General features: G+C 38.7%; 13 protein-coding genes. 3 read left to right on the forward strand and 10 right to left on the reverse strand.

Going from position 1 to position 13,222, the window contains the following annotated elements; all coding sequences use genetic code 11:
- The first annotated feature begins 185 nt into the window (after window positions 1-185).
- Window positions 186-1,190: a glutathione S-transferase family protein gene (locus Q4600_RS03350; protein WP_303514233.1), complete on the forward strand. Its 1,005-nt coding sequence runs from the start codon at window positions 186-188 to the stop codon at window positions 1,188-1,190.
- Between the two features lie 130 nt (window positions 1,191-1,320).
- Here the strand turns inward: Q4600_RS03350 and Q4600_RS03355 are convergent, their stop codons facing one another.
- The 3 genes from Q4600_RS03355 to Q4600_RS03365 form a co-directional block, all read right to left on the reverse strand.
- Entirely contained in the window at window positions 1,321-1,548 is a 228-nt protein-coding gene (locus Q4600_RS03355; RefSeq protein WP_102527935.1) for a DUF3389 family protein, read from the reverse strand.
- A 117-nt stretch (window positions 1,549-1,665) separates the two neighbouring features.
- Window positions 1,666-2,148, reverse strand: coding sequence for a peptidylprolyl isomerase (locus tag Q4600_RS03360; protein ID WP_248955737.1), 483 nt, complete (start codon window positions 2,146-2,148; stop codon window positions 1,666-1,668).
- A 170-nt stretch (window positions 2,149-2,318) separates the two neighbouring features.
- Complete coding sequence (locus Q4600_RS03365; protein ID WP_303514227.1) at window positions 2,319-3,533, reverse strand: lytic murein transglycosylase; 1,215 nt, start codon at window positions 3,531-3,533, stop codon at window positions 2,319-2,321.
- Window positions 3,534-3,751: 218 nt separating this feature from the next.
- Here Q4600_RS03365 and Q4600_RS03370 point away from each other — a divergent pair, with 218 nt between their 5' ends.
- On the forward strand, window positions 3,752-4,111 hold the full coding sequence (locus Q4600_RS03370; protein WP_102527938.1) for a DUF2750 domain-containing protein: 360 nt from the start codon (window positions 3,752-3,754) through the stop codon (window positions 4,109-4,111).
- Window positions 4,112-4,262: 151 nt separating this feature from the next.
- A complete protein-coding gene (locus tag Q4600_RS03375; RefSeq protein ID WP_303514224.1) occupies window positions 4,263-4,904 on the forward strand; it encodes a hypothetical protein in 642 nt (213 codons plus the stop codon).
- Window positions 4,905-5,037: 133 nt separating this feature from the next.
- Here the strand turns inward: Q4600_RS03375 and Q4600_RS03380 are convergent, their stop codons facing one another.
- The 7 genes from Q4600_RS03380 to Q4600_RS03410 form a co-directional block, all read right to left on the reverse strand.
- On the reverse strand, window positions 5,038-6,033 hold the full coding sequence (locus Q4600_RS03380; RefSeq protein ID WP_303514222.1) for a threonine/serine dehydratase: 996 nt from the start codon (window positions 6,031-6,033) through the stop codon (window positions 5,038-5,040).
- A gap of 341 nt (window positions 6,034-6,374) precedes the next feature.
- Window positions 6,375-6,743: an MmcQ/YjbR family DNA-binding protein gene (locus Q4600_RS03385; RefSeq protein ID WP_303514215.1), complete on the reverse strand. Its 369-nt coding sequence runs from the start codon at window positions 6,741-6,743 to the stop codon at window positions 6,375-6,377.
- A 109-nt stretch (window positions 6,744-6,852) separates the two neighbouring features.
- On the reverse strand, window positions 6,853-7,719 hold the full coding sequence (locus Q4600_RS03390; protein ID WP_303514212.1) for a PhzF family phenazine biosynthesis protein: 867 nt from the start codon (window positions 7,717-7,719) through the stop codon (window positions 6,853-6,855).
- 95 nt (window positions 7,720-7,814) lie between these two features.
- Window positions 7,815-8,285: an HAD family hydrolase gene (locus tag Q4600_RS03395; RefSeq protein WP_303514210.1), complete on the reverse strand. Its 471-nt coding sequence runs from the start codon at window positions 8,283-8,285 to the stop codon at window positions 7,815-7,817.
- Window positions 8,286-8,402: 117 nt separating this feature from the next.
- Window positions 8,403-8,840, reverse strand: a complete 438-nt coding sequence (locus Q4600_RS03400; RefSeq protein ID WP_303514208.1) for a GFA family protein — start codon at window positions 8,838-8,840, stop codon at window positions 8,403-8,405.
- A 398-nt stretch (window positions 8,841-9,238) separates the two neighbouring features.
- Window positions 9,239-11,413 carry a diguanylate cyclase gene (locus Q4600_RS03405; protein ID WP_303514206.1) on the reverse strand — a complete coding sequence of 725 codons (2,175 nt, stop codon included), beginning with the start codon at window positions 11,411-11,413 and terminating at the stop codon, window positions 9,239-9,241.
- Between the two features lie 659 nt (window positions 11,414-12,072).
- Window positions 12,073-13,017 (reverse strand): chemotaxis protein CheV, encoded by a 945-nt coding sequence (locus tag Q4600_RS03410; RefSeq protein ID WP_303514205.1) that lies wholly within the window; start codon window positions 13,015-13,017, stop codon window positions 12,073-12,075.
- Window positions 13,018-13,222 lie beyond the last annotated feature (205 nt).

The following is a 13,222-nucleotide window of genomic DNA, read 5'->3' on the forward strand; positions in this document are numbered from 1 at the left end:
CCCCTTTAAATTACTGATCAACAAGGCCGAGATCACAGTTTGACTTTCAGCCGATTTGATATAGACCCAGTTTTACAAGCCATAAAACATCGAAAAAATAGAAAATTAATGACAATTTAATCCGCTTATTTTCGATAAATTAGTAATCTACACTTAATTTTTATTCTGAAGTCATAGGTGTGGGAATGGGATTGTTACAAAACGGACAATGGGTCGACCAATGGTATGCCACCAAAGAAAATGGCGGTAAATTTCAACGAGAAGATGCGCAGCTTCGCAACTGGATCACGCCTGATGGCAGCGCCGGATTATCTGGAAGTGCTGGCTTTAAAGCAGAGTCTGGCCGCTATCATTTATATGTATCATTAGCCTGCCCCTGGGCTCATCGAACCTTGATATTTAGGCAGCTAAAACAATTAACCGCGCATATTGGTGTCACTGTGGTTGAGCCACATATGCTTGCAAACGGTTGGGAATTTAAAGGCCCTAATCAATCAACAGATGCTTATGCTATTGATGATGCTCAAGTTGATGAACTGTTTAATAAAGACTTTATGTATCAGGTATATCTGCAAGCAAAGCCCGATTATAGCGGCCGAGTGACTGTGCCAGTTTTATGGGATAAGCAGCAAAATACCATTGTGAGTAATGAGTCTTCAGAAATCATTAGAATGTTTAACTCAGTGTTTAATAAAGTAACTGGTAATACAGAAGACTACTATCCGTTAGAACTTCAATCAGAAATAGATTCTTTAAACGAGCTTATTTACCCCAACATCAATAACGGGGTTTACCGCTCAGGCTTTACTACCACTCAAAAAGCCTATGAAGAAGCTGTAATGCCATTATTTGACACACTTGATACCTTAGAGGCTATATTGGCTAACAAGAGGTATTTACTTGGTAATCAAATCACTGAAGCTGATTGGCGATTATTTACAACGCTTATCCGTTTTGACTGCGTGTATGTGGGACATTTTAAAACCAACTTACGTACGATTGAATCTTATCCAAACCTGTCGGGATATTTACGAGACTTATATCAACAACCAGGGATTGCCGACACCGTGAATTTTGAGCACATAAAACAGCATTATTACTTTAGCCATCATCACATTAATCCAACTCAAGTAGTACCAGAAGGGCCGATTATCGATTACATGCGTCCACACAATCGCTCAGAACTTTAGAAACTCGAGTCTAGGGGAATTCTTTTACTCATTAGTATGAGTTATCGGTTATGGCTTGTGGCTTGTGGCTTGTGGCTTGTGGCTTGTGAGCAATAAATGATTGAGCATGGATATCGCACCAACAGAGACTTTACTCTGGTGCGATACCCAGAATTTCAATCACTTCATAAAACTGTTGATTGTTATCCAACTGCAAACTCCAGCGAACCGCACCAGCATCTGCAATCAGTAATAATCTATCTGCAATACACTTCATATCATCTACCATTGCAGTTAAGACAATACTATTCACGTTAAGGCGGCATTGCACTTCAAATGGTGTCACGACTAACTTGCCTTGTGAAAATTCAATAATCATTAATACATTTCCGATTTAGCCAAACTGAAAACAAAAATCCCAAGTGAGGTTCACTTGGGATTAAACAAAGCTTATAGCACTAAACTATTCACACTTAACAATTGATGTTAATCAATATTAGTGCTGATGACCGCCTTCACCATGTGAATGGCCGTGTGCGATTTCTTCATCAGTTGCTTCACGAACATCAACCACTTCAATATCAAAAGTCAGTTCACGCCCTGATAAAGGATGGTTAGTATCGATAGTTGCCATGAACTTACCAACTTTAACCACTGTCACTTGGCGTTGACCTTGTTCGGTATTAACAATAGCTGGCATGCCTGCTTTCCAGACTTTAGCACCTTGCAAATGTTTTACTGAAACGCGCTGCTCTGCCGCTTCCATACGTTCGCCATAAGTGTCTGCAGCAGGAGGCGTTACACTGAATTTAGCCCCAGCTTCTTTACCCGTTATTGCATCTTCAATACCTGGCATCATGTTGTCATGGCCATGTAAGTAAGCAATTGGCGATCCGCCTTCGTTAGTTTCAATCACTTCGCCTTTCTCGTCGCGAAGTGTGTAGTTGAAACGTACAACCATATTATCTTGAGCTGTCATCGAATGTCCTTAATTTACTTCGATTTCTATCATTGCCGCAGCTTAACAAATCGATTACCAAGCTGCCAGCAAAAAGCAGAACCTAATTACTTTCTGCTAATACTGAGTGATGAGCAAAAGGAAATGACACTCTCTTATCCCTACTATGATGTCATCACTCACTTTAAAGCTTATTGACTCAACGTCATACCGAGTGCTTCAAAGGTTTTTTCATCAGGGAAACCGTCGGCGATCAAGTTTTTACTGCGCTGAAATGCTTGTACACCTGCAATGGAGTTACGCCCTAACACGCCGTCAGGTTTACCAACATCAAAGCCTAATTCATTAAGCTTTGCTTGCATGACTTTAATGTCACTGCGATTAAACATGCCATGCTCAGGCGCACTGATTGCAAGCGGCGCAGCGCCATTAATTCGGTCAGCTAAATGGCCGACAGCAATGGCGTAAAACTCTGAACGATTCCAGCGCATAATGACATCAAAATTGTCGTAACCTAAAAATGCAGGCCCAGTGTGACCAGATGGCACATACAAAGATGCTGTCATATCAGGTGTTGATAACGCTTTACCGCTAGTTTGAGTAATATTAAGCTCAGCCCACTGAGTTAACGGTTGAGGGTGTTTACGGCCTAAATATTGATAGTCGTAGTTTTCAGGTAAGCTAACTTCACGTCCCCAACGTTCATTGGCTTTCCAGCCAAGTTGTTGTAAAAAATTAGCCGCTGAAGTTAGCGCATCAGCAGTGCTATTCCATAAATCGACTTTGCCATCGCCGTCGCCATCAACCGCATACTTAGCGTAATTGGTAGGCATAAACTGGGTGTGCCCCATTGCGCCAGCCCATGACCCCACCATAGTGGCATCATCAAAGTTATACTTTTCTTTCAGCTTTAATGCTTGCATTAACTCATTGGTGAAATAATCACTGCGTCTTGGGTCGCACGCCAATGTCGCTAAAGAGTTGAGCACCGACATTTTGCCTTTATAGCCACCAAAGTTGGTTTCTAATCCCCAGAACGACATAATATATTGACCAGGTACGCCGTACTTTTTAGTTAACTCGTTAAGCAACTCGCGATGTTCAGCAAGTAAGCGTCGGCCTTCTTTAACGCGCCAATCTGTCACGCGTTTATTAAAATAATTACCAAAAGTTTGACTAAATTCAGGTTGCTGATTATCAAGTTCTATAACCCGAGGAATAAATTTAAGGTTTGCGACGCTGGTATTAATGGTTTGTTCAGACAAACCTTCACTGCGTGCTTTGACTTTAAGGTTATCAACACATTGAGCAAAATTGTCAGGCGCTGCGATAGATTGAAGACTAACAAAGCAACTCGAAAGTAAAATCACTGACTTAAAAACAGGAGAAAATTTAAAACGCACCATAAATGAATACTTCTACAAATAATGACTGTTCACATCGTGACTGATAGCGATTCAGGAAACAAGAGCCTTTAAGTCTTAAATATTGAAATTTTGTGTTTATCTGGTTAATTTCAGTTCATCTTGAAATTGATATTGTCACATTCGCGTAATAGTGTTTTGTATTGTTTAGAGTTACCGTATAATCGTCCCGTTAATTGAATTCATCAAAGAGACTAATCATGATTGAACAAACCCCTGCTGTTGCAAGCTTTATTGAGAACGTTAAAGAACATCAAGTCCTATGGGGCTTAGCGGATGAAACGGGCGAAGGTTGGGTTGTATGTGACTCTTCTGAATTCGAAGAAACTGATGTTATGCCTTTATGGTCAACAGAATCTGCAGCATCAAGCCATTGCACTGAAGAGTGGGCTGAGTACAAAGCAGTTAAAATTAGCCTAAATGAATTTTTAGAATACTGGGTTGGCGATTTAAACGAAGACGGCGTATTAGTCGGATTAGACTGGATTGCTGATCAAGAATGTATTGAAGTTGACCCAATCGTACTAGCAAAAGAATTAGTTGACGTAGAAGCCGAATAATCGCTGCTCATCAAGTTGCTACAATATAGTTGCGACAGCATATAGTTGCGACAGCATATAGTTGCTACTACATAAAGCTGCTAGAACATTCGTGAAATATAACGAATTTCAGCAGCTTTTTTATTGAACCTCTTTTACCAATAGGTCTGCTGTGAACCATTTACCGCCTTTAGTTGAAATCCCTTTTGATTTACGCCATCAATGTTGGTTTTGTGCTGAACCGTCTAATGACGTTTTTAGTTTTTACGCTAAACCGAGTACACCGCACCCTTCCCTGACGGTTCCCGCTTGCAGCGAATGCACCCGCTTAGCGAAAAAAAATCCGCTAACATCGATTTGGGATTGCCGCGACGGCGTAAAAGATGAGCTAATGAAGATTTACCATAAAGATTTAGCCATCGGGATTAACTGGACTGAAGAAGAACTAGAAGAGTCAGGCTTTGATTGTCGTATTCTTTCAGGCTTTAAAGAAAGTGCATGGATGATGTACAACATAGCTAAAGGCCGTATTAACGCAAAAGGATGGCCATTAGTACTCAATGCAGTGGATATCGAACAAGGCTACAGCGGTCAGTTTGAGTTTGATGGTTTAACCTTTAACTCCCTCACTAAAGCAATAAATCATTATTGCGATACGTTAATGCTTAACAAACATCTATTAAGCGAATTATTAACCATTGTTGGCAAAGACAAGTTTGCCTATGCCATTAGGTTATGCCGAATGAATATTGGCATCACCAAAGAACATCAAAAACTCCTGCTACAGCAAGTGAAAGAAGAGTTTGAACAGTAACTTTGGCAATATTCAACACGTGCAAAGGTATTAAGCTGCAGCTGTTGTTTAACGCAGCATTAAGATGTACGTGGCGCTTGTCTAGACTTTGAGAGAAGCGAAAACGACAAGCGTTACGATTCACTCTTAAATGTTAAGTTACTTTTCCATCCCGAAAACCAGATAATTCACAAGCCTTTTCTAACTCATCAGGTGATGCATTTGAGCCGCTAAACTGAAGAACAATCTTCTTACCCGCTAACTGCTTTCTTAACTTCCATGCTGCCATAATTGTTGAACTCCCCGCGCCTTCCACTAAATTCTTGGTATGGTGAGCAGCTAAGGCTATACCTTGCAAAATTTCTTGCTCTGATAAGAGAACAAAGTCATCTAATTTATCACGATAAATATTAAAAGTAGTTTCGTAGGCTGTACCTGTGGCAAAACCACCTGCAAAAGTTTGATTTGAGCTTGCGACAATTTCCTTGCTAGACCATGATTGATAAGCTGCCGAAGATAATTCTGCTTGGACAGCATAGATACTGATTCGAGGAGATATTGATTTTAGTACAGTAACCGCTGATGCCACTTCGCTACCACCACCTAACGGTAAAATCACAGCATCAATATCTGGAATATCTTCGATTATTTCGAGAAACTCTGTACCAACACCATTTACTACAAGTGGCTCGTTTGCTGGATGAACGTAGTAATAACCTCTAGTTTGGTTAATTTCAGTTACAACTTTAGCCGCTTCGTCAAAATTTTCACCTGACTCAATCACGTCAGCACCTGCATCTTTAATTAATTTAATTTTCACAGGATTAGATCCGACAGGCACAACGACAATTGCAGGAATGCCAAACATCTTGGCTGAAGTGGCAACAGATAAACCATGATTACCTGTAGAGAAAGTAACAACCCCGTTCACGTTAGCTTTTTTGAGGTGTGACATAATGTTTATGCCTCCTCTGATTTTAAAACTTCCGGTTATATTTTGATTCTCATGCTTCACATACACCTCACAACCAAGCAGCTTGGATAAACCATCATACTTAATCAGAGGTGACCGATTTATATAAGCTGAAACAACCTTTTTAGCTTTATATATCTCATGAAGCGAGATGGGATATTTTTTTAAACTTTCCACTGTACCTCCTTGTGACTTAACGCTGTTTAAAGCAGTAAATTGCCGTTGGCTACAATAATTAAGGCACTAATGAAAAGCCAATTATAATTTGTCAGTCTTGTAATTAAACATGCAATATATAGCCATATTATTCGCAGTAAATTTAGCTTCAACGATTACTCGATGTAAGGCCATAAGATCAGAATCTTTGTTTATTTCCATATTACCAATATTTCCGATATCCCCAATAACCTGATTGAAGTACAACGCCAACTTAATCGAACAAAAACAGTTGGTTAAATTATGAATCGAGAGGAAATCTATCCAACTGATGACTAAACTGAGGGAAGAGCATAGTCCTGTTAATTTTCTTGTTTTATGTTTAACTCACGTTGTGCTTTTTTACTTAATGTTGAACAAGCCTTACGATAAGACCAACCAACTAACTCTGTTAAATACGTTGGATCAAATTCGCTAACGTTGACAATAGTAATCCAATGAAACCGATGCATGTAGCGAGCAGGTTTTACACCTGGTTGATCCGTTAGTTCCAAAAACCTTTCAGGGGATACACGGATACTAAAACGCCAACGTTCTGGTTCGCTTGTTTTAAAGTAAGCAAAGTTTCGAGCCCGTACTTTATATGTAAGTACGTTCGAAGGCTCACCACTTTCTGCTACTGTTGCATCAGTAAGGCTCAAACATAGACTCTTTATATCAGGTACTTCCACGGTTTCTCCGAAACATACAACGCCCATTAAAGGGGCTAATGACAGTTTGATTACAATAAGTGAGGCACGAACGGAAAGCCAACTGTTATTAGTCCGTTTGAATGCCCTGTTATACGGGAATTACCAACTTACCGACGATACTCGCAAAGCCACCCACTTTCACATTGATTACACTAGAGTTATCAGATTTAACAGATGCTGTAATTATAGAAGTACAACCCATAGATCTACCTTGCTCAAAAACATAGTCACATCCCAAAGCTAGATACTCTGTGAGATAACATGCTAAAGCACCACTAGAACTGCCCGTAGCTGATTCTTCTGAGATACCAAATAATGGAGCAAAATTACGACAGCTTGCTGTAAGTTTACTTTCAGCGTCACAAAGCTCAAAAACATGAAAACCAACAACTTTATGATTTTCACAAAAGTTAGCGATTAGTTCATCATCTGGTTCTATTACATCTAAATATCCGTTAGGAACAGGAATAATCACATCAGGTAGCCCCGTTGAAATAACTTCAATAGGTAACTTCGTGCTTTCTAAAATATTGCTTTCAATGCCAATAACTTTTGAAATTTCTTGGTATGAGAAGGTATCTAACTTTTGCGGCAATTGCAGCTCCATCACTACTTTACCATTTGGCTCGATGATCACTGGTAACATTCCAACTTTCGTGCGTTGAACATAAGAGCCTGCTGAAAGAATACCCTTTTGGTACAGAATATAAAAAGTTGCTAATGTAGCGTGACCGCAAAAGTCAACTTCGCCTGTTGTAGTATAGAAAGAGACTTCACAATCAGCTTCGTCATCACTGGAAACAAAAGCCGTTTCTGAATATCCTACTGCTTGTGCAATTTTGAGTTTTTTAGCATCCGATAGTTGGTCGGCATTCAAGACAACACCTGCTGGGTTTCCGCCTTTTTCATTTATTGTAAATGAGTTTACCAACACAACTTCGATATTAACCAACACTCAGCCTCCCGCATAAAGCTCTCAATTGTAGTTGCCTAAAATGTGAAGCAGAGCGAAACAAACTAACTGTTATTTGTCCCGTTTTAAACAGCTTACTATAAGTACAACTCACTTAACCCTCTAATTAATTTAACATTATCTGTAGCTGACTCTATATGTTTTGAAGTGAACCAGAATGGTTGAATGCCAGTGGCTATTGCAGGTTTAATATCTTTATCAAAGTTATCACCAACCATAGCCACATTTTCTGAATGGACTTTTAATTTATCCAAAATAGAATTGAGAAATTCAGGGCTTCCTTTAGGTAACCCCAAGTTAGCTCTGCAAAAATAACCTGATATGAATTGGCTCAAACCCACACGTTCAAAAGCCTGTTGAATTTCTAACTCAGTTGAATCGGCAGCACCTGTAGCAATATAGATTTGGGCATTTTTAGATAGCACTTCTAAAGCTTCTTTAGCTCCAGTGACAGGCTCAACAATTTCCCAGTTACACATTTTTCCTGTAACACCAGGGAAATCAACCATCAAAGTGTCGCCCCAATCAAAAAGATATACGTTTATCACCAAACCTCCATGTATTTAACGCCTAATAATGGGTAAATTGTAGTTGGTCTAAATACTCGACGAAGGAGCAAAAACCAACCGTAATTTGTTCTTATTTATTAGTTTGTTATGTGCATCTCACCCCTGAACTTGCCAATTCTCAGGCAAATTGACCCAATTACATTTTTTAGAGCTATTCAATGTATGAGTTGGCTCTAAAATTTCAGATTCGGCGAAACACCCACCAGCAACACCAATTAAATGAGGCAATGTTGATATAGTCCAATAAAGCGTTGTGCCACATTTAGTGCAAAAGTGACGATTTTGTTCGTGATTTTGCTCTTTATGCCATAATTTATAAATTTTAGTATCACCTGATTTTTTTAATACTGCATCAGTTTTAAAATAAGTAGAGATACCAAAAGCGCTTCCAGTACGTTGTTTACAGTTTGTACAATTACAAACAGCGTTCATTTCAGGCTCACCTGAGAGGGATATAGAAATTTGCTTACAACAGCAAGTAGCTTCGAGTGTCACAAAACCTTCCTTTGCATATAACAACTGTATAGTGAGCATGCACATTTATCACATCAGACCTGTGAAAGTGCGCAACACTAAATAATTTAATTACATTACTCAAAAAAACATCCATATTCCAGCTGTCAAAATGCGCATGGGCATTTATCTTACGCAATAATCCAGACATTAACGATTGAGTTTATGATTTTATGAATTAGAAATGTATGACAAAAAATTAAGTGCGCAAATAAAGTTTAATAATTTACTTGAAAAAAGGCCCCCAACAACACTGCGTAAGCATACAGTTTAGTAGTAAAGACAAGGATGTTTATTCATGGCGACTAAAAGTCCATTTATAACTGACATGCGGCAACAGATGAGAATGAAAGGTTATAACATCAGAACGGAAAGGCCTTTTTTTGCAGTTAGACTTAATAAATCACTCTACATAAGCGTTAATCGTGTTTCATGCTTTTGGATTCCCATCGAGTGACTCTGTTTCTGCCTTGGTATTTTGATTGATATAACGCCATGTCTGCACGTTCAATTAAGGTTAGGTTGCATTCAACATCAACGCTAAATGAGGCTACACCGAAGCTACAAGTGACTGTAATTGATTCAAATTGACTACTTTCAATGCCTTGTCGCATTTGTTCTGCAATTTGTTTTGCTTCTTTCTCGCTTGAGTCGGGTAATAAGATACAGAACTCTTCGCCCCCGAACCTCGCCACCGTATCCGCTTCACTGGCGTTATTCATCAACACTTTTGCGACGCCTTGTAACACTTTGTCGCCAGAGGTATGACCGTAGGTATCGTTGATGGTCTTAAAGGAGTCTATATCCGCCAGTAGCACAGAGTATTGTATGGGCGTCTTTGACGGCTCGAAGCTTTCGTTAAAGCGCTGGTATAATATACGACGATTATAGCAGTTGGTTAACGGGTCTCTCGACGCTAAGTAATCGAGTTCTCTGTTTATTGCACGGGTATTCTTGTATCGATAGAGGATATAAAAAACCAGGATGACAAAAACCGACAGTGTCGTGATGAGTATAAATATGGAAAAACGTTTCTTTTTTATCTCTAATTCAGTAATTTTTTGCGACTGAAGCATGAGCGCAATTTGAGTTTGTTGTTGGTCTAATTTAAGAGCACTTAACTCTGCATCTTCACGCAAAGCATCTAATTCAGTTTCTAGCTTGTAAGATGCCAAAATAACTTGGTTTTTTGTGAAATCAAATGCCTCTCGTTCTTTTTGGATAATTTGTGATAATTGATATTTTTCCTCTGAGTACAGCAGAGATTTTGTTAAGTTTCCTTTGATTTTTTCTGCTTCTTTTAACCAATGGTAGGTCATCAATATATTTTCTTTATCATCAACCTCAGAAGACAGTAGCAATGCTTGTTCCAAAAATGAAATCGCTTTCTCGACATCTTTTTCGAGTACAGCTTTGCCTAAGTAATTAAGGGATTGGACTTGAAATTCAGCTTGTTTGTATTCAATTGCTAATGCGAGAGATTGCTTAAAATAACCTGTCGCTATGGCGGCCTTTTCTTGTTTTAGGTAATTGGTTCCTAGCAAAAAATGGATGCGGGTTGTTTTTGAATAACTGTTCATTGATTGATAGAGCTGCAATGCTGTCGTTAGCATATTAATCGATTTTGCTAAGTCATTTTGATAATAATGAATAACCCCTAATTCACGAAATGCCGCTGCGCGCGTTTCAGGTTTCACTTTATCTATTGGCAAAGCAATAGTTTGAGAGTAAAAAGATTTTGCATTATTTAACTGATCTAACTTGGTATAGATTAGGCCGATTTGATTGTCTACTTCAGCTAAGTGGCGTAAATCATTTTCTTGCTCATAAATATGCTTTGCTTGTTGAATATAATCTAAAGATTTCTCGTAATGGCCTATGTTGCGATAAATAATACCTGAAGCCAGTGCGACTTGTGCATAACGCGATGTTGATGGACTGATCGAAGACAGGATGTTTAAACTTCGGCGGGCATGATCAAGTGCTCTGATATAGTTTCTCTGCTTATTTTCAGCCATTGCAATATTTTTTAAGGCAATGGCTACCGCTAGAGCATCCTCTCTACCCTGCTGAATAACTAGTGATTTTTGATAATTAGCAATAGATTCGGGGATATCTTTTAGGTGCTTATAACACTGCGCAATTTCATGATATATGGCTGCTAATTGTTTTTTTGAGTCATCGTCGTTGCCAGTAATCAACGGGATAACTTTTTCGAACTGCACAACGGCGTTATTAAACTTTTTCTGTTTATAGTTAAGCTTTCCCGCTGTGGTATAGATATCGACTAACACGCTTGTGTTTTTCGAGCTAAAATCATCTGTAAGCAACTGATTAATAATAACTTCAGCAGCATGGTAATCTTTTTGGGATATCAGTGATTTTGCCTTGCTTAGCCCATTGTTAATTTGCTCACTCAGGGGGATTGTGGCTTCTGATGACAATTCTGTTTCGTTGCTTTTCGCATGAATGTTAGATGCAATCATAGTGAGTGCCAGCGCCACAATCAGAATACTTAAGATCATCCGGTTGGTATTGATATTGGTATTGATATCAAACATATAAGAGTATCTAAAATAAAGTGAACGTAGCACTGATTGTAGTCCTTTTCACTTAAATATAATATTCACTTCATCGTTTTTTTGTAGCGTTTAGATTTTTATGAAAAATAAGAAAATATCATAACCCCCATTTATCATATGTTGCCTGATTGAATATCATTTTCTAAGCGTGCAGTGACAAGCTTATCTCTATAAATATATGGTTAATCTACTAAAGATTTATCGTGGCAATATGTGTTCTCGCCCTCAACTAGGTGCATCTGTCACTATGATGGATATCTTTGTCGGTGTCCTATTCATGAAACATCTTTTAGGGAACAATTAAGAAAGCGCTGCTAATCAGTAAACTACCGAAACAAGTAAAATCACACTTTTCGGCATACCTTTACAACGCAATAATGACAAAAGGCAGCGGATAATCAACTAGTGCAGGAATTGCTAGGCATTGAGATTTAAAAAACACTGAGCTTTAAACTCATGATATTGACCGTCATTTCAGACATACCTTAAGCCCTGTAGACAGGTAATTATTCAGACAGCTAGTGTTCTAAAAAAGATAGTGTTTTTAAAAGATAGTGTTTTAGACAGATAATAATTTGACTCAGTTAAACGCTGTAAAAAAGACGCTACCATTAACTTACTTAATGTAAGCGTCTTAATCAGCGAGTATAGATTCGTGTCACTTAATTAGTCTACAACTCCAATACAGTCTTTAATCGTTTCTGCACCACACCCACTAATAAATCAGGTTGAAACTTAGAGATAAACTCATCACAACCGACCTTTTCGACCATAGCATGGTTAAAGCTGCCGCTAAGTGATGTGTTTAGTGTGATAAATAAGGATGACATCCGCTTATCGGCGCGTATCTCAGAGGTGAGCTTATAGCCATCCATCTCTGGCATTTCAGCATCCGTTATCATCATTAATAGCTCAGTTGATACGTCTTTACCTTCATCTGCCCAGCGCTGCAGTAATTGTAGCGCTTGTAATCCATCCGAGGCTTCAATAATCTCAATGCCCAGCTGACTTAGGGTATCTCTAACCTGCTTTCTTGCGGTTGAAGAGTCATCCACAATCAATATTTTCTTGCCTGGCATTTGGGATGCAAGTTGTTCATCTAACACACCTTCTGAAAGGGTAATGTCATAGTCAATAATTTCGGCAAGTACCTTTTCCACATCAATAATAGATACTAAACGTTCGACATCATTATCCTGCAACTTGGTAATTGCTGTTAGGTAATTATTAGGGCCTGCTGACTTTGGTGGCGGCATAATGTCGCTCCAAGTCATATTAACAATGTGCTCTACTTTACCGACTAAAAAACCCTGCACACTGCGGTTATATTCTGTGATAATTAAATTACAATCATCAGACACTGGCATTGGGCTAAACCCAATCGCCCCTCTAAGATTGATCACCGGAATCGACAGTCCGCGAATATTGGCCACACCACTTATATTGGATTTGCTACCGGGAATCGCACTTAACGCGGGTAACTTAACCACTTCTTTTACTTTGAAAACATTAATCGCAAATAATTGAGTTGCATTTATTTTGAACAGTAGTAATTCCAACCGGTTTTCGCCCACTAATTGGGTGCGTTGATCTACAGTATCAAGAACTTTCTTCATTATGGTGTCTCAGTTAACTCAACATCGATTTGGTTAAATTATAATTGATTTAGATAAAAAAACTGTAAAGTTCATCGTAATAAAACAGTCTCGTTCCAAAATTATTTCTATTTAGTGTAAATTTACAACAATCATAATTTTATTAAGATCTTATCGGCACGAAACGCCGTATCATTAGCTATAAATCAACAAGCCGCAGTCAAGG

This window comes from Shewanella sp. 2_MG-2023, assembly GCF_030548905.1.
In the GTDB taxonomy this organism is placed as follows: Bacteria; Pseudomonadota; Gammaproteobacteria; order Enterobacterales; family Shewanellaceae; genus Shewanella; species Shewanella electrodiphila.

What these genes read in the sequence shown, in the direction of transcription:
- Q4600_RS03350 (WP_303514233.1), top strand. Translation starts at nt 186, where the DNA reads ATGGGATTGTTACAAAACGGACAATGGGTCGACCAATGGTATGCCACC.
- Q4600_RS03355 (WP_102527935.1), bottom strand. Translation starts at nt 1,548, where the DNA reads ATGATTATTGAATTTTCACAAGGCAAGTTAGTCGTGACACCATTTGAA.
- Q4600_RS03360 (WP_248955737.1), bottom strand. Translation starts at nt 2,148, where the DNA reads ATGACAGCTCAAGATAATATGGTTGTACGTTTCAACTACACACTTCGC.
- Q4600_RS03365 (WP_303514227.1), bottom strand. Translation starts at nt 3,533, where the DNA reads ATGGTGCGTTTTAAATTTTCTCCTGTTTTTAAGTCAGTGATTTTACTT.
- Q4600_RS03370 (WP_102527938.1), top strand. Translation starts at nt 3,752, where the DNA reads ATGATTGAACAAACCCCTGCTGTTGCAAGCTTTATTGAGAACGTTAAA.
- Q4600_RS03400 (WP_303514208.1), bottom strand. Translation starts at nt 8,840, where the DNA reads ATGCTCACTATACAGTTGTTATATGCAAAGGAAGGTTTTGTGACACTC.
- Q4600_RS03410 (WP_303514205.1), bottom strand. Translation starts at nt 13,017, where the DNA reads ATGAAGAAAGTTCTTGATACTGTAGATCAACGCACCCAATTAGTGGGC.